This is a genomic window from Paracoccaceae bacterium (assembly GCA_033344815.1).
GTDB lineage: Bacteria > Pseudomonadota > Alphaproteobacteria > Rhodobacterales > Rhodobacteraceae > Roseobacter.
The window spans coordinates 3,799,835-3,817,926 of record JAWPMR010000001.1 but is presented as its reverse complement, the minus strand read 5'-3'; the positions used below and the strand labels follow the sequence as shown (position 1 = coordinate 3,817,926).

General features: G+C 53.7%; 11 protein-coding genes. 8 read left to right on the top strand and 3 right to left on the bottom strand.

Going from position 1 to position 18,092, the window contains the following annotated elements; translation table 11 throughout:
- Positions 1-663 precede the first annotated feature (663 nt).
- From R8G34_17820 to R8G34_17810, 3 genes are all read right to left on the bottom strand, one after another.
- The gene (locus R8G34_17820) at positions 664-1,431 is read right to left on the bottom strand and encodes a penicillin-binding transpeptidase domain-containing protein (protein MDW3224710.1); all 768 of its coding nucleotides are present in this window, start codon (positions 1,429-1,431) and stop codon (positions 664-666) included.
- 351 nt (positions 1,432-1,782) lie between these two features.
- Positions 1,783-2,388 carry a ferric reductase-like transmembrane domain-containing protein gene (locus R8G34_17815; GenBank protein ID MDW3224709.1) on the bottom strand — a complete coding sequence of 202 codons (606 nt, stop codon included), beginning with the start codon at positions 2,386-2,388 and terminating at the stop codon, positions 1,783-1,785.
- Between the two features lie 20 nt (positions 2,389-2,408).
- Positions 2,409-2,897 (bottom strand): twin-arginine translocation pathway signal, encoded by a 489-nt coding sequence (locus R8G34_17810; protein ID MDW3224708.1) that lies wholly within the window; start codon positions 2,895-2,897, stop codon positions 2,409-2,411.
- Positions 2,898-3,728: 831 nt separating this feature from the next.
- On the opposite strand from R8G34_17810, the gene R8G34_17805 reads away from it, so the two are divergent.
- From R8G34_17805 to R8G34_17770, 8 genes are all read left to right on the top strand, one after another.
- Positions 3,729-6,227 carry a cation:proton antiporter gene (locus R8G34_17805; GenBank protein MDW3224707.1) on the top strand — a complete coding sequence of 833 codons (2,499 nt, stop codon included), beginning with the start codon at positions 3,729-3,731 and terminating at the stop codon, positions 6,225-6,227.
- A gap of 1,354 nt (positions 6,228-7,581) precedes the next feature.
- The gene (locus R8G34_17800) at positions 7,582-8,004 is read left to right on the top strand and encodes a hypothetical protein (GenBank protein MDW3224706.1); all 423 of its coding nucleotides are present in this window, start codon (positions 7,582-7,584) and stop codon (positions 8,002-8,004) included.
- A gap of 3 nt (positions 8,005-8,007) precedes the next feature.
- Positions 8,008-9,237, top strand: a complete 1,230-nt coding sequence (locus R8G34_17795; GenBank protein ID MDW3224705.1) for a hypothetical protein — start codon at positions 8,008-8,010, stop codon at positions 9,235-9,237.
- Positions 9,238-9,301: 64 nt separating this feature from the next.
- Positions 9,302-10,648 carry a hypothetical protein gene (locus R8G34_17790; GenBank protein MDW3224704.1) on the top strand — a complete coding sequence of 449 codons (1,347 nt, stop codon included), beginning with the start codon at positions 9,302-9,304 and terminating at the stop codon, positions 10,646-10,648.
- Entirely contained in the window at positions 10,635-13,046 is a 2,412-nt protein-coding gene (locus R8G34_17785) for a hypothetical protein (GenBank protein ID MDW3224703.1), read from the top strand. Before R8G34_17790 ends, R8G34_17785 begins: the two co-directional genes overlap by 14 nt.
- Positions 13,047-14,627: 1,581 nt before the next feature.
- Complete coding sequence (gene ttcA / locus R8G34_17780) at positions 14,628-15,506, top strand: tRNA 2-thiocytidine(32) synthetase TtcA (GenBank protein MDW3224702.1); 879 nt, start codon at positions 14,628-14,630, stop codon at positions 15,504-15,506.
- 139 nt (positions 15,507-15,645) lie between these two features.
- A complete protein-coding gene (locus tag R8G34_17775; GenBank protein ID MDW3224701.1) occupies positions 15,646-16,065 on the top strand; it encodes a hypothetical protein in 420 nt (139 codons plus the stop codon).
- A 345-nt stretch (positions 16,066-16,410) separates the two neighbouring features.
- Positions 16,411-17,958 carry a bifunctional diguanylate cyclase/phosphodiesterase gene (locus R8G34_17770; GenBank protein MDW3224700.1) on the top strand — a complete coding sequence of 516 codons (1,548 nt, stop codon included), beginning with the start codon at positions 16,411-16,413 and terminating at the stop codon, positions 17,956-17,958.
- Positions 17,959-18,092: the final 134 nt, after the last annotated feature.

The window sequence follows — 18,092 nt, the reverse complement described above, 5'->3', positions numbered from 1 at the left end:
CAAAGCAACGCTTGTATACAATTAACTTTCTGGAATCTGCGCATTGGATCAGGCCTTATCCTTAATGAAGGCTGACTTTTTTGGCAGGTTTGAAAGATTGGTGCATTGGACAGATTTTGCCCCATTTACGGTGTGTCAAAACAAAGGGTTGGTTTGAGTCCCGTCGCAACGCGCCAAACCTACCAACGAGCCGCAACCAAAATTTCGCGCTGCGAGGTTCCGTTCGTCAGGCCAGTCTGCGCACCACTTGCATCACGTATCGCGACGGCTCCCCATTGGAGACGATGTGGAAAGAAACCGTCACGCCCAAAGCGGCAAATCTCCTTTGTCTCAATTGCCGCATGCTGGAAGGATTTTCGGAAATCGCGGTTTGAATGTGATCCGACGTTCGTTGGCAAACTGATCGTCCATGCCCCTGCCATCCGATCCGACAATCCCATGCGACGCTGGCGCGCGGCGCCGGAAAACCAAACCTGTCAGCTTTCAAAAGCGGCAGGAAATGGTCTTTGCCTGTCGCCATGAGCAATGGTCCAAATGCCATTATCCGGGCTTGGGTTCATCACGGTTTCCGATGCGCAAGCTGCCTTGATTCATTGCACTTTATCCTCGCGCGTCTTTGGGACACTTTTTTCAAGTGCGAAATCCACAGGAGGGAAGCTGCCTTCAAGGAGCCTCGGCTGCCAGTACACCGATGTCCGCAAGTATATGCCGAACAGTCTGTTCGCGCCTGTGTCGATCCTGAGAACTTGCCATATCGAGATTAAAGGCGAAAATGTAAATCTCCGGCACTGGTTCATTTTGCTCCAGCCATCCAACATACCACCCGATATCGGGTTCATCGACTCGAAGTCCCCACCCCGTCTTGGCATAAAGGCTCCAATCGGGTCCGCTGTCGGCACGCATGATCTCTCGGGCCTTATCCACTGTGCCGGGTGACACCGACAGTTTGTCCGAAACCAACCGTTCCAGAAAGTCGATCTGCTCCAGCGCCGAAATTTTCAGCGGTCCTTGCAGCCAATACGTCGTTAGCCGCGTCGCATCACCGATATTACGATTTCCATATTCCAATCGCTGGATCCAATGCGCCATCTGAGCATGTCCAACCGCGTCTGCAATGTCCTGAAACACCCAAACGGCGGATCTTTGATAAGCAGTTGCAAGCGTCTGATCCATGTTCCATGAGTCGAGGAAACGACGCTTCCCGTCCCATTCAAACACAGTGTCAAAAGATGAAACCCCGGTCTCCAAGGCGACGATCGTATGCGGGATTTTGGAGGTGGATGCAGGTATGAAACGTTCAGCCGCACGTTGTCGGTTGCTGATCCATGTCTGACCATCTGAAACACGGCGGATCACGACGGTGGACGCACTGATATCCACGCCGGATTCCCGGATCGTTTCAGACACATCCACCGGTGCTGAGATTGCCATGGGTGTTGCTAAAAAAAGTACACATAGTGCGATCACGAAACGCTTGGTTCTCATTTCGAATCCTTCTTTAGGTCTGCCCGAGAAACTGTTTGAGGCAAATCAGACTGGGATGATCGGTTGGTTCTCTCGCCTGTAGCGGTTCTACCATTTGGCGAACAATTGCGTGTCTTGGACCTCAAAAGATCTTGGTTTGCAACGTCGTTTTGGCGACGCGTCTTTCCGGTCTCCGATCTGGGGGAGTTTTCGTTGGTCAGCCAGTGGTCGACGACGGCACGTTGGGTCTCTACGGCCATGATCTCAATCTGTACAAGGCATCAAGCGGTCGCCAAAATGCCGTCGCATATCTCTTTTTTATGCCTTTTTTCGGCTCAGGATCCGCCACGCACGCAGGTCAGCCACCGTTTTTAACGTGGCTGCCAAAATCAATGCGGACAGGGAGATTTTGGAAACTGTTTCCATGGTTCCCTCAATCAGCAATGCGTGCGCTACGGTACCCGAAACGATGACCACGGCCAGCGTCGTATGAGCGAAACGCCACGTCCTCAAACGAAGCCGCCGCCGAAATACAACCAACAGCGCAGAGGCAAAGAGTGCCCACATGGCAATAACGCCCCAAACCGAGAACGGCGTCGGTGACGCAAAGAGAAGGGCGTCCACAACATCTGGCGGGCTTGTAATCCAAAGCGCCGCAACATGGATGATGACCGCAATCAGAAGAACACTGCCCACGATCCGATGTATCCACCGCATTTTCGGGACCGACAGACCCGGCAAGTAGCCGCCCGCCAATAAGGGTTGAAAGAGCATCAAACCCATCGCAAGGACACCGGCCAGTCCAGCCGCAATATAAATTGGTTCACGCCAAGCCAGCAGGGGGCTGGCCGCGGCGGCGGCAATCGGAACGACAATTGCGGTGATAAGAACTGTCCAAATGAGGGCCGTCCAGATCGGCTTCATCTTTTTGGTATCATCCTCGCTCAGGCCTGCTGAAGAACGAAATCTGCACTCAGACTTGTGTCGCTCGCGCGGTTCATGACTGGGCGCAGGAAAACCGTCTCGAATTCATCGTCGTCATACGCAAGGTGACCATGCGCCTGGCCAAACGCGGGAACGATCTGTGGCATCTCAAGCCGGAATATGCCGTTTGCGTCGGTCAGTGTGGCACCGTGGCTTTGCGGATCACGCTCGTGTCCTTCCGTTGTATGTGCCCAGATTTGAATCCGTTTTCCCGCCAGGGGTGCTCCATCCCCCGCACGGCGCACGCTGCCAGACATCCAGAAACCACCGCCGCCAATGCGTTCTACAACAGGCGCGCCGGGCCGGTAATTATTCGATCCTCCTCGCATCGAGCGGGTCGGTTTGATATCTTTGGCACGAGCAGGCGAGATAAGTCCGGTCGCTCCGGTCATCAAAAATGCGCCAGCACCGGTCAGAACAGTACGACGGGTATCTAGTTTGCTACTCATTTGCCATTCTCCTATCAAAACCATCTAGAGCTGTTGTCATCCGCGCGCTGCACTTCAGATAACAACATAGTGACTTTTCCAAGAAATCCGACCCCGGGCAGAAAATGGATGTGATAAAAAAATCTCACAGCTTTGTGATCCTACGCCCCCACCTGCAATACCCTGTGTCTCTAGTAAAATGTCCAAAGTTGGTGGGTTCGGAACTGCCACTACGCGTCCCGGTGCTATGGCTTTCTTGGCAAGGTCTGGCGCTTCGGGGCCGGTCCAGGTTTGACTTTTCCGGGGCTTGTCTGATTTCTGCGCGCTTGAGTGTTGATCTCGACTGGCGTCAGATAGTGGACCAATGGATCAATTCATATGTGGCAGTTTTGACGGCTCGAACACTGCGCCGGGGCGAGGATTGACGCCAGTGGTGAACAGATTGTTGGTCTCGCCAGCCAGAATATTGTCATTTCAAGTACCAATCAAGCACCAGGCCACCTGATAAATCTTTGCCCGTCGCCGATCTCTTGTGGATCCCCATCTCTACGCTTTTTTGACGTGCCCCGGCGGCGCCTTTTGGGCCCTTGCGTGTACATCACGGCCGCGTATTTTCAGAAACAGTTTGCGAAAATGTGGGCGTGAGGACACCTCGATCAAAACCCCGCTCGACAGGGTAGGTCATGGGTCAGAACTGCCAGAAGCTGGCGAAGTGCTATGTGCCTAGCAAACAACTCTCGGTGCCTCATTTCACTCGCCCACGCATGAAATGACCAAGACCGGGTCCTGCTCAATGATATTTACCGAAAACAACCGATTACCCGGCTTCAGGAATTAGGGTACACCGTTCAAATGGACATTGTCGTCATCACGACCATTATTGCGTCGCTCTTTATTGTGATTGGTGTGGCCGAACCACTCGCAGCGCGACTGCGCGTTCCCTACAGCGTCATTCTTGCCGTGGTGGGCATATTGATCGGTCTGGGCGCGACTTTCTTCTTGCGCACGGAGCTGACGGACGCATTGAACCCAGTTGCCATGGCAATTCTTGGGTTGCCGATCAAGTCCAATGTCTTTCTGTACGTCTTCTTGCCCACGCTCCTTTTTCAAGCCACGCTTGGCATGAATTTGCGCCGCATGCTCGACGACTGGATGCCTATTTTGATGATGGCTGTTGTGGCTGTCGTTGTGGCAACACTAACCGTGGGCTATGCCTTGAGCTGGGTCAGCACGCTTCCACTGGCGGCCTGTCTTTTGGTCGGTGCGATTGTATCGACAACAGATCCGTCAGCGGTGGTCAGCATTTTTCGGTCAATCTCCGCACCACGCCGATTGGCTCGCATCATCGAGGGCGAAAGCTTGCTCAACGATGCGGCGGCCGTTGCTCTTTTTGGCCTGTTCATGGGCTTTGTCATGCTGGGCGCGCCAGATCCGGCTCTGGGCGAGACATTGGCGCAGTTCCCTTTATTGATCGCAGGTGGTGCGATCACCGGCTGGCTCGCCGCGAGGATTGCCGTTTGGGTCATGGCGGCCTTCGAGCGATATGAGGTGGCACAGATTTCGATTTCGATTGCGTTGCCGTATCTTGCCTATATCGGCGCGGAACAAAGCGTTGGCGCTTCCGGCGTGATTGCCGTCGTGGCCGCGGGACTGACCCTGAACCTGATCGGCCCTGGCCGTTTACCGCCCTCCGCCTGGACCAGTTTGTGCGAGGTCTGGGATCTGCTGGCACATTGGGCTGGCGCTTTGATCTTCATTCTGGCAGCGCTGCTTATCCCGCGGCTCCTTGAAGAAGTCCGCCCGTCAGACATCGGCTTGCTTGGTATGGTGATCGTTTCGGCCATTGCGGCGCGCGCAGCAATTCTTTTTGGGTTATTGCCGCTTCTGGCAAAAATCCGTCTCTCTCCGATTGTTGAACGACCTTACCGCACCGCAATCCTCTGGGGCGGCTTGCGCGGAGCTGTGACGCTCGCACTGGCTTTGGCGGTCACGGAAAGCGTGCGCGTTCCCGTAGAAGTCAAACGCGTTGTTGGCATTCTTGCCACCGGTTTTACCCTCTTCACGCTGGTTGTTCAGGGCACCACCTTGCGTACAGTCATTGCAAAGCTTGGCTTGGACCGTCTCTCTCCGCTGGATGATGCGCTTTCCCGTCAAGTGGTTGCAGTGGCTTTGCAAACCGTGCGCGAGGACGTATCGCGTACTGTGGAGAACTATGAACTGACCCGTGAAATTGTAAGATCGGAAGCCAAGCAATTCGGCGATAGGCTGGAACAAGCGGTCAAGGACGCCGAGGAAAACATCGAAATTCTCGATCGCGATCGTGTTACGCTGGGTTTGATCGCCCTTGCCGGAGCGGAACGCGATACCATCCTTGCGCGAATGCGCGAGCGCACAATTTCATTCAGTATGAGTGAGCAGATACTTTCAGATGCGGACCGTCTGATTGAAGGCGCGCGCACGGGCGGGCGCATCGGATACAGTCGCGCAGGCAATCACAGCATTGTCTACAACCGGTCATTCCGGATGGCTGTCTTTGTGCACCACTATCTGCGGTTTTCAGTACCCTTGAAGCGACTGACGGCGGACAGGTTCGAACTATTGCTGTCTCAACGCCTTATTCTGCGCGATCTTGGCGGTTTTGTCGGCGGACGCATTCGACGTATTCACGGGCGACGGGTGGCGGACCTTCTCGATGAGTTGTTGGCGCGTCGCGTCGAAGCTGTTGAGGCGGCGTTGGAAGGTTTGCGGTTGCAGTACCCGGGCTATGCCGAGGAATTGGAACGCCGCTTCATTCGACGCACTGCACTGCGACTGGAAGAGCGTGAATATACGATCATGCGCGAGGATGGCCTTGTCGGAGAGGAGCTCTATACCGTGTTGATGCAGGATGTAGCGTCACGCCGTGCTGCATCCGAAGGACGACCACCTCTGGACATTGCATTGAAGGGGCCCGATCTGGTCCGGCAATTCCCCTTGTTTGCAGATTTGGATGACGCAGCACTGAAAAAACTCAGCAAGGTTCTAAGAACGACACACGCAAATTCGGGAGATGTCATTCTTGCTAAGGATCACCCGGCCAAGAGCGTCTATTTCATCGCGTCGGGGGCGTTTGAGTTGGAAACAGGTGGTCAATCGTGGCGCCTTGGCCGAGGTGAAATGTTCGGACAATTAGGGATCTTGATGGAAAAACCACGCCGGGTGGAGGTCCGTGCCATGGCACCGTCAACGCTTTTGGCATTGGACGAAACGCGCTTTCGCCGCTTGCTCAAACGCAGCAAGGCAATGCGTAACTCGGTTAACTTGAGCGCCAGGAAGCGCATGATCGACCCGTCGGCTCTTTTGTTGGACTGACATATGTCAGAAATCGTGGGTCCAGTTGGGGCGGTTTCCCGAGCGCGCCCCTTTGGACCGCCATCACCACCGGGGCGTAGATGACGACAACAACGATGTAGCACCCGAGACAAGGGACCGTCGAGGAGTCCGCAGTGCCATATGCCAACCCTGTGCAGCGGATAAACGTCAGATCACTGCCGATGTAGAGATGTGCGACCTATTTCTTCAGGCTTTCGTCATGCGACCGGATCAGCTTGTCGAGCAGGGCTCGGATAAATTGCGGCGCTTCTTGTTCACGACTTTGATCCGGGTGCCGCCTAAAGCGGAGCACTCGCGCCCCTGCGTTTAAGATTCTGGCGCAGAACAAGAAACTGATGAAATACCTGCTTGAAGGCCTTGCGATGCAGGCACCAAAAAGTCGGCAATGGATCTGAATTCTGAACATAGTTGACGCATCAGCCAGGCCTTTTCAGGCTTCGGCGCGCCTCTGCCCCTAACCGCCGGCTAGTTCGTTCGCGGTTGAGATATCCAGTCCTACAGAGCTTAAGCAAATGGCAGGGGTGGTAGCCCCGCCTGCCCGTTCGTTTCAGGCTGGCTGACGCAAAGCGGCGCGCCGCAAGACCAAGCCTACCTGCCAAGGCATCGATGAAGCGAATGACGTTGGCTGGACCGACCTAGTCCTCGACGGGGGCTAGCAGAAGTAACGACTGGTGACGGTTTGAGCCAATGAAATATCGCATTTCTCAAGGTATCAAAGCCGCATCAGTTTGGTACGAGGTGATATGGAAAAGATCGTTTTTGCCTTGGCTCAGACACCTGGCACGGGTTCAGAACCGAGCGTATTTGGGCTGGCAGTATGGGCGACAAGACGATCAAGATCGGAAACTTACCTTTCTTTGTCGAAGGGTTCGGTTATTGCGACGCTGTTGCGACCAGGCTGATCGAGGGTCAAATTGTCTTTGACGGGTTAGTTTCAGCGTCCGGTAACTCAACGTACCGCATGGTAATCCCGAAGAAAGAACACACTAACGCGTCATTCGAAACTTCTTGGACGCCAGTCAAGCCTCCTGTTTGCTGTGATTGAACATGGGGGTTTTGGCTATGAAGGCTGGTAGATCCTCTTCGCACATTCCGCAGTATCAAGCAGCGTTGTCTCAGTTTCAATTGGATCGGGCCGTGTGGCGTGTTCAACGACTTCCAAATGCCAAAGCGCGTCTTGGCAATGCAGTATTGGCCTGCAAGGGCAAAGCAGACAATCCTCAACATCTGGTTTTTTGTTGCCATGCCAGCATACCGTTCTGGGCGATTGTCGCGCTCTGATCCACCCTGAAAAAGGTGATGCGCTCTGAAAATCCACGTCAAAAATGAATGCGTGCTCTGGAAAACTCGCTCAAAACGAGTATTATTAACTTTTATTTTAAATTTGTATTTGGAGATTACCGTGACTGACGCACTCACTGAGCTTGGTTCTGCGAAATCTGATGATGTGAACCGAGAAATCAAAAGGCAATGGAGTCTTTTGCTGAATGATAAGGATACGCGCAAGCTGGCCGAGGCGCGGGGCGTTGATCTGACGGTAATTGATGATTTGGGACAGGAACCGCCTGTGGTTGCTGCGCCAAAGGAGGAAGGAAACCGCGCAGATGTCATGACGGCGATTTTGATCAAAGTCGGCAGCGCGGTAGCGACCGCCGTTGTAATGGAGGCACTCAAGAAGGCTTGGAAGCTTATGATCGAACCCCAGATCAAGAAACGCTTTTCTACCGACAAGGAACCACCTGTGGCGGGAAGCTGACCGTTGGGCCGGATTACTTATGTCGAAGACACCCAGCTTGACCTTCGGGCACGCAAACGTCTGGCTGCGTGGATTGTCCACCTCGTTGGACAGGCGCACCTTATCGAATTCTCTGAAGACCACACCCCGGACCACAAGAATTATGCCCTCACAGTCAAAGCCCAGATCGATTCAGCATTGCACGAAGATGGCGAAGCGCCTGAACCGATCAGCCTGATTGATTTTCTGGAAATGTATCTCAAGCGGGTGAAAGCCCATACCGCCGCGCATGAAGCAGAAACATTCGTATCTGCGCGCGAAAAAATGGGAGCGATGGTTGAGGCTTTCGATTGTGGTCAGTGTGGGGTTGAAAACAAATGGTGCAAAGGCGGAGAGGCGGACCTGTTCCAGTTTCAGCATGAGACCGGCGGACGGTGCCTCGATTTCCTGCGACAGATAACGCGTCGCTTCATCAGGCAGGCAGAGCTGGAATATCAGCGGCTGCTGGCCGATGGAAATGACATCGAAATCGTACCGCCAATCATGCTGGCCACCGTGCGCAAGAAAGACGCTGCTGGCACGTTGCCAGTAGATGGCGAGTTTCGCCAACCAAATGGCAAGACTGATGCGGTCATGCAGGTCTATTTACCAATGGATGATGCGCTTGGCGACGCAATCCACTCATTGCCTTATCTGATTTTTCATGAGGTCTTTGTGCATGGCGCACAGGGTGCCGCATTGAATGGGGCCCGTTTTCAGGTCGATCAGGATTGCGCCTTCACGGAAGGTGCTGTTGATGCGGTGGCGTGTGAAATCCTGCAAGCCGAGGTCTTGAGTGATAAATCCGCCCTGCCTAAACTTTTGCAGCCAATGGCCAACGCGTTCTGGCAGGCCAGTTATGAATACCACCTCAACAGATACAAAATGCCGGAAGTCGGTGCCAACGATCCGGGCGATGACATCCGAAGGGCGCGCGCTAGTGGTCGCAATGACATCTATAGGTTCCTCGTCTACCTTCGCAAGCTGGGCGGCAAGCCCAAAGGCTGGGCGGAACAAGTCATCCTTACCCTAAATCTCTATATGACGCGTGAGGAGCGGAGCACGTTTTATCTGCTTATGAAGCAGGCAAAATACCGGGAAGAACATCAAATTGCCCTGATTGATCCCCTGCACCAATTTATCATGAACAAGGATGTGGCAGCCATGATGCGCACGATAAGGCGCAATCTGGGATTAAAAATGCACGTGCATTAAAAATATTGACTTTAAACTCATTTGCATGTTTAATCGGAGTGTGATCCGTTGAAAGGCGCAGGCAATGAGTGGAGAGACGTACAAGATACTCGCTGGTATGCTGGCGCTGGAGGAGTTCACCGGTGCACAGCTTGCCAAGGCGACGGGCGTCAATCCACATACGGTCAATTCATGGTTACGGCGAAGTAGCAATAAAGGCCGCTACGTCGTCTCACTGGGAACGAACAGCCCTAGTCGCGGACGTCCTCGGAAAATTTGGAGGTTGCGCGACGAGGAGGCCGATGCCATTCGCCAGGAATTGGGCGCTCTTGCCGGCCTCCCGCAGACCGAGCGCGAGCTGTCAGATGCTGAGAGCGCGCGTCGGGCATTTGAAGATCCCGACATTCGCCGTGACATCCACTACCATCTTTCCCAGGCCGAGCGTGCGGAGTTTAAAGAAGAACGGGATCATGCGCTGAAAAAAGCGTTCGAGTGGTATGATTTTGAAACGCAGCGACTGAAAGAGTGGACAGACTCCGGCTATGTGCCGCCCGAGGCTGTGGCTGAGGAAATGGCGCGGCTCAATCGCCAGATCGCAGGCATGAAAATCTCTGTGGAGAAACTTGGCAGTATTGCGATGCGCGGTGTCGACGGTTTCGCGGATTGGTTCGAAGAGGCCATCGAGCATTGGTTTAGTGACGAGGCTGCGCGTCAGAAAGCGTTTCATCCACTGGTGCCAACGCAGTCTGAAAATGACAACCCAAGAGAAGACCTGCATGACACGCTTTGGATTATTTTGGAGACTGCCGAGGAATGCTCGATCATCCGTCAGGATTACCTCATCTGCGGATTGTTAATGGCAATGGCCCGCATTGAAAATGCCAATGCCTATCTGGTCATAGCGGATGTTTTTTGCAAACTCGGGTATGACACTGTCGGTCGTGCCCTGCATGCGCGGCTGAATGCGGCACATGGCAATGAGCGTACACAGCGCTTCATGCATCAGGCACTGATCGGTTTGGCAGAAGACCCGGCAATGCTGCAGGATAGTATCATAGGCAACTGGGTGGATAGCCTGATGTCCCACCGGCTTTATAACCCTTTCTTGTGCCTATCCTTGCTCCAGTGCCTTGAGCGGCGTGATCAGGTGGACCTGATGCGGCTCGCGCGGGAAAAACGGTACGAGCTGCGACAATTGCGCCAGATCATTGAAGGCAACAGCGACGCATGGGACCAGATCAATCGGGGTATATCTCGCGATCAGGGCGAATTTACCCTTCAGATTGATCGGATGTTGTCGCTCGGAAATGCATTGCAGGAGACCGGTATGAGTGAATTTGCGGCTGCTTTTGAACAGCCGAAATCCAATGCCCTAGCCGACCGCTTCAAGGCCTTCTTTGCACCCGGGCACACTGACCATGTCCTCGCCTGACTCAGAGGCGCCTGACGCCACCGGTGAAAGGGCCCGAACCGGCAATGCCGGTCATGAGTCGGGCCGCTACCTGGCCGGTGCCGTTGATCTTCAAAATTCGGTTGATTTTAATGGCGATGACGCTGAATTCGCCAAGGCACACGGCGAGATTCGCTATGTCTTTGATGCGAATGTGGTTCGGTTCTTCCTGAACCCGTTCAAGTCAGATGAATATCTGAAGATCAGCTCGCTGGAACGACCACCGGTCCAAACCATGCAGGCGCTGGCGACGGTTACCGCGGAGTTTCTAATGTCGCGCCAACTGGCGGGGCAATGGGGTGCCTCACCCATGATTTCTCCTGCGCATGCAGAAGAAGTCGCAGATCACGCGCGGCATTTGGGGCAGCAGGCAAGGCGTCAGATCGAGGGCAGCCACACGCATGAGATTTCCCGGACAATCGTACGCCTGATGAACAGTCGCAAAAGTGAGAGTGCTCTGCGCGAGGCGATTGACGAAACACTGGACCCGCTTGGCGGAATCGGTGAACTTTTGGCAAACGAGGCGTTTGAAGCGCAGGAGTTCACCCGCGTCATTCATGAAAATCTGCTGCGACCGTTGCACCTTGACGATATGGCCAGCCCCAAGATTATGGCCGTCACTGCAGATGACACGCAGAATTTGCGGCACCATTTGTTACTGCATCGCACTGGCGGCGAAAAAGCCTCTACTCAAAGACTTGTCACAAGAGATGCTGAAACGCTTTTGCAGGTCTGCCGTTTGAATGTCGAAGCCCAAAGACGATACGCGGCAGGCAAAATGCGCCGGCGCGTCCGATACGTTTTGGTGACTTCAGATCAAGGCTTGCATAACGCGGCAATCGACTGGCTTGCGCAGTCAGACACCTTCGGGGGCTTGGATTTCCCGCTGCGCCGGCTGGGTCAGTACATTCCGTTTCTGAACACCAAGGATATGCCCAACCAGGTGAAGTCCGTTGGTATCTTTGAGGATGTCAAACGAGCCGTTACCGCCTTTTTGCTGACGGTATGGGGGCAAGTCGGACAAGCCCCGCGCCCATTGCCGCGCTGGGACCGCCGATCAAGTTCCGACAATCATTCGCAGTTTCACAGTACGATGGCCGAACTGGCCGAAAAAATGGCCCGCAGAGCCGACCTCGATCCTGCTTATCAAAAAACGCTGGAGGAGTTGAAAAAACTCTGGGAGCGGCTGTCGCGTGAAACCGTATTTTTGAACGCTAAGCTGTTGGGACGTCGCATCGAAATCTTCAATGCGCTGTCAAATTTCCTTGTCGAAGCCGACGATGTGCGCACCGCCGTGCTTGATCTGATTTCTGACACTTTGTCCGGGGTGGAATTGGCGCATGCAAAGTTCAGTGTTCAACACACGCTGGCAGCAATCGTCGAGGAACTGCGTGAACAGAACGCGCATACAGCCGCACCCCGGCGCGGCGTGGCGGTGCCGCTGTCACGGTTTCAGGATGTGATAGAGGAACCATTGTTCGCGTTCCTGACGGGTTTTGTGGCCAAACCTGACACCGACCGTCTGGACGAGATCATCACCAAGGTGGAAACGGTGAAACCACATCGCGCTTTCTTTTTTGCCGCGACCGTCGCGTTCTGGGCATCCCGTTGGGACAGCGCGGAGTTCTTTATTGACCGTGCTCTTGAAACCGCGCCGTCAGAGCCCGATCCGAAAAGACCGCACGAACTGATTGACTTGCGATACTTTGCTCATGTCATCCGCCGCTTTTCCATACTTGATATGCCGCTGGAACGCCCCCGGAAAAGGCTTCCAATCCTCAGAAATCTGGTGCAGCCAGCCTGGACACTGCTCCATGAGGCAGAAGATGCGCGCAGCAGTTTTCTGATATGTCGCTCGGAACTTGAGCTTTCCATGATCTATCTGTCGCTTGCTTATGGTGAACATCTGGAGCGGGACCAGATGGACATACCAGAGGCAAATGAAGCACAAAAAAACTCCTGGGAACATGTTATCAGGGCTTTGGAAGCGCTCGCCGAATTGGAAGAGCATCCCGACCGGGAAGTAATGCATCTGCTCAGCGTCGAGATGGTGATTTCCGTCTCTGCCAACATCCTGTTTGAGCGCCTTTATACAAGCAACAAGACCGATAAAAAGTATGTTTCGGAGTTTGAACCCTTCGTAACACAGATTGACAGCCACCTTAAACGAATGGGTGCCACACTCCCGGAAATCTACTCGGTGCTGCCAGATATCATGCAATTGATCTATGAGACCGACAAAGAGAAGCGAAGAGAGGTGGCAGAGGATGTGATGCAGCGCATTGCGAAAATCATTGCGACCAAGGGCAATGCGACCCGCATGGATCAAGAAACGTCAGAGGTGTTCAACAAGAAGCTGATTGCTTTCACCATGGCTTAGCTACCTACGCCGGCGTGAGATGGATTTCCTCTGCAATCCTTGAGACTGTCAGCATCATCAAGGCGCGAGATCCCGGCGCTCGCCAGTGCCACGCAGGGCACGAAACTCGATGCGACCCTCGGCCGCTCTACCGTCACTGCAACTGATCCCGCGCGCTGGCGGCACATACGTTTTGGTTCTACTTCCGTAAGTGCTGTCACCGAAGGTACTGGCAACCTTTGGAAAAACGCGATCTCTGGTCACCGCCGTGCAATTGACCGCCAAGTCAAGATAAGACGGATGCCAGCACCATCCTGCCGAAAATTCGCGTCAATACCATTCAGCAAAACCTGCAGCGATGGCCTCTTTCTGATTTCATCAAGCCCGTCCCTTGCATTCTCCCATCATCCGAAACACATCACGGGATATGTCGGCAATTTTTGATGCTTTGATTGGAATGATTGACGCGGCGCGCATCAACCAAATCTGGCGTCAAGCCAATGATCAGCGATGTTCGGACCCTGTGTTTGCACTTCATAGAAAAGCGCTCGAAGCGCCCGGTGAAAGCAAAGCTCGGGGGAAACCGCCAAATGGCCGTCGGGCTAAATGATGCTTGGACTGTGGGCATCGTCCAAGACCAGCGCGCCTTGGGCAAGACGCTGCGCATCTTGGCGCTTTTTGACACGCACTTCCGCCTGTGTGGGCCTGCCTACCTGTGTTTGTATGGCAGAGCGCAGATGTCGTGCACGGGCGCGAAAGGGTTTGTCGCCAGACCTCGCGATCCGTTGAAGCTTTGCAGTCCAACAAACAACGGCAAATCGCTAATTGTGCTTGTGAAGCAAGTGAGCAAACTGAACCCTCTGCGGTTTTGCTGGATACATATATTGGCAGCCGCGATCAGAGGGGTGCAGGCGCCGTTCAGCAGCTCGGCGAACGTAATTGTCCTGATCCTAAGCATCGGGGACGAACCGGTTGTCTTGGGACATCGCCGCCTTTCAAGTGACGGTCCAGTGAGTAAAAACTGTCGATACCGAGAGCCACATAGCCAAATCCGCGCCATGCGGACAGGCCTGGAAAATCGGGCATCCAAAGTGGGCCAGATCCTGATACGCGAAACGGCGAGTTCGCCTTGTCCGAAGCCGAATCCGGCAGGTTGGCCATGAACGACTTTGATACCCACTCTCTTTACGCAAGACCATACGCACGGCACGCGCATATAATTCGTCCAGACCTCCTCTCCCTAAGCTCTCCTTTGCCAAATCCCAATATCCTGACCGCCTGAGGGCCTCCGACAAGAACAGCAGGTTCAGCTTGTATTTAATCCTTTAAAAACAGAACGAATGGCCGACGGAGCACCTGATTTGACGACGTCAGACTTGTCTTCGTGAGAACACTGAGGTTGCAAAGATCAACTGACCGCTGGCGCTCTCCGCAAAATGCTCGAGGATGGAGATTTCAATCCCCTGATAAAGAGCATCGGTCAGCTTGCTCTGATATCCCTCCAAATATGCCTTACAAAGCGCTCAGTTGGTATCCCAGCACTACCAGCCTGTTGACAATAGGCACTTTCGAAACCTCATTCTTTCGCATAGGCAGTGTATTGTGTCTGATCTAGCCCAAGAAATTCATCCGCTCTTTCATGGAGCACCCCAAACGACCGAATTCCGCAAACTGCGCAAGCGGATAACGCGTTTGGTGCGCGAAGCGGTCGAGCAATACGGCATGGTTGAAGAACGTGATGCGCGTTGGCTCGTCTGCCTGTCTGGCGGCAAGGATAGTTATACGCTGCTTGCAGCACTGCACGAGTTGAAATGGCGAGGGCTCTTGCCGGTCGACATCCTGGTCTGCAACCTCGATCAAGGGCAGCCCGGGTTCCCGGCGACGGTGCTGCCGGAATTCCTCGAAAAGATGGGCGTACCGCACCGGATCGAATACCAAGACACCTATTCCATCGTCATGGACAAGATACCGGAAGGCCGGACATTTTGTGCGCTGTGTTCACGTTTGCGCCGTGGGAATCTTTACAGGGTTGCACGAGAGGAGGGGTGTAGCGCCGTCGTCCTTGGCCACCATAGGGATGACATCTTGGAAACCTTTTTCATGAACCTTTTTCACGGCGGGAGGCTGGCAACAATGCCGCCAAAACTGGTGAATGATGAGGGCGATCTATTTGTTCTTCGTCCGCTTGCACATGTTTCAGAGAAGGATTGCGAGCGATTTGCCCAAGCCATGAACTACCCAATTATTCCCTGTGACCTGTGTGGAAGTCAGGATGGACTGCAGCGGCAGCAAGTTAAACAGATTCTTGATGACTGGGAAAAGAACAGCCCCGGCCGACGACAAGTCATGTTTCGGGCGTTGATGAATGCACGCCCTTCGCACTTGCTGGATCCAAAACTCTGGGACTTTTCACAGCTAGCACGCGGCACCAGCCTGAATGACAAGACTGTCCAAGGGGACACAGAATCGCAGGAAAACTAAAAGCGTTTCGCACATATTCGCGCACAGAAATTCGTGTCTGAGCAATGATATGCACCGACAGACTCCCAGGCTAGCAATGCAGATTTCTTCCGTCTGGTGCGATTTCTGTTTTGCATAGCTGATGTAGATTCTGTCTGTGATGACCAAGCACGACCGCTTCCCACTCCGCGCGCCATCCAGCAAAGGTTCCCCCGCAAGGATGAACACGGCGCACAAAAAGATCTGGCCCTCGGGTGTCTTGCTTATGACGATGGAAAAAGTGTCCTGGTATCCGATCCGGTGCGGTACCACCATTCGCTTCAGGCAACTTCAGCAAAATTGCCGTTGGAAAACCTGGCCGGCCCAAGTTACAGGCGAAGAGTTCGCCTCGGAGGAAGCTGCACAATTCCAATTCATAAAGCATCGCAAGCAAGGTGTAGCTGTCCTTGCTGTCACACAGGCAAAAAAGCCTGCGTCCTTAACTTCCTTGAACCATCCCAGATCTCTCGACGGCTTCGCGGACATGACGCACGATCCAATTTTCTATGCTTGTGGAATTCCGTCGACTGCGGCGCACTGAAACATAGGGATGATTTTCTTCAGGGTCATATCGCAAGTGGGAGGGCGTGGTGCGAAGACAGCACTTGGAAAAGAGGTCTTGTGCTTGACAAAAACAGTCGCGCAAAGGCGCGGACCAGCTGAGCGTGCAACTTGTCATTCGTGAAATCCTAAGCCGTCTCGATAAATCGTGCTGGTCTGTTTTTTCAGATGCGACGCACTTGGAAGCCCAGAGGTATGTCTGCGTTGGATACATTTTTATTCAATCCAGTCGCACTTGAAACACCGCTGTTAACCGAAGTGTCATTGGTAGCTGCATAATTTGACGTCAATTGTGCAAGAGGCACCGGATTGAATAGGACGTCGTATGGCAAAGGTTTTCAGTGAAAACTGGTCGCAATTTCGAGAGAAAACCGCAAGTTTCCTTATGCGACCTGCAACGATTGCGTTCTTGCCTGCCGCGTCTCTTGGCATCTACTGGGCCGGTGGAGACAGGGCCCTGATGAGCGCAGCGGTGATTACGCCGCTCATTTACCTCGTCGTCGGCGGACAGACACGCATTCGCGCCATTTTGGGAAAAACCAGGACATCGGCTGGTCTGATTGATCGGCGGAGTTTCGAAAAAATCTCCAAGGAAGTTTTTGAAAAAGCCCAGGAAACAACCCTGACCAGCGCAATCTTCAGGATCGAAATCGACGATTTTGAGGAACTTATAGACCAGTATGGTCAATCCGCAATCGATGCAGTCGTCAAACGCGTTGGTGAACGTCTGGTTGCAATTTTCAGAGACGATGACGCGATCACACAGTCGGGAGACAGCAAATTTTCGATTTGCCTGGAGCCGGTGCGTCAATTGGATCTGGAGTTGTGCATTCAGCTCGCAGGCCGCATGCAAGCGACCTTGGAAGAACCGATTTCCATTGATGGTACCGCAGTTTACATCACGTCTTCCGTTGGATTTTGTCAACATAGCCGTGTTCGAAACGGCTCATCCGAGAAATGGGTGGTAGCGGCAAGCGCCGCGCTGCGCGAAGCCCAAAACCACGGCCCCAGCGCCATCAGAGCCTTTTCTGAAGAGATGCGCAAAAAATCAGAAACCAAGGCGGAATTACGCGAAGAAGTCGCCAACGCTTTGGAAAGCGGCCAGATTATACCGTGGTTCCAACCACAGATCTCAACGGATACAGGGCTCGTCACCGGGTTTGAGGCCTTGGCAAGGTGGATCCACCCTGAACGCGGGATGATTTCTCCGGTGGATTTCTTGCCCGCAATTGAGCAAGCCGATATGTTGGAACGCCTGGCGGAAGTCATGATGTTTTGGGCGTTCAATGCGCTCAAGGACTGGGACAACGCGGGCGTTGTGGTCCCCAAAGTGGGAGTCAATTTTGCAGGGCCAGAGTTAAAAAATCCCAGGCTGGTGGATAAAGTGAAGTGGGAACTTGACCGATTTGACCTCACACCCGATCGCCTGACGGTGGAAGTGTTGGAAACGGTTGTCGCCGGTGCCCCCGAAGATGTGATTACGCGCAACATCAATGGGTTGGGTCAGCTTGGTTGTAGCGTCGACCTGGATGACTTTGGCACAGGGCACGCGTCAATTGCCTCGATCCGGAAATTCTCTGTCAGCCGTATCAAGATTGATCGCTCTTTTGTCATGAAGGCGGATCGGGATCCGGAACAGCAACGCATGATCAGCGCGATTTTGACAATGGCCGAACGACTGAATGTGGAAACACTCGCGGAAGGCGTTGAGACGGTCGGCGAGCACGCACTTCTGGCGCAACTGGGATGCGATCATGTTCAGGGTTTCGGCATTGGCAAACCGATGCCATTTGACCAAACTCTCGACTGGATAGCTGCGCATAACGCAAAATTGCAGGATGTGCCGCGTATCATTGGCAACCGCACAGGGTGAAGGTGTTATAGCGCCCGACAATCAGATGCTCGATCAATATTCGAAACCGTTTTAGGTCCGGCGGTCAGAATTCGAACAAAATCCGCGATTCCGCTTGACCTTTGTGGCTGCACTCTGTTGAACCCACGCTGATA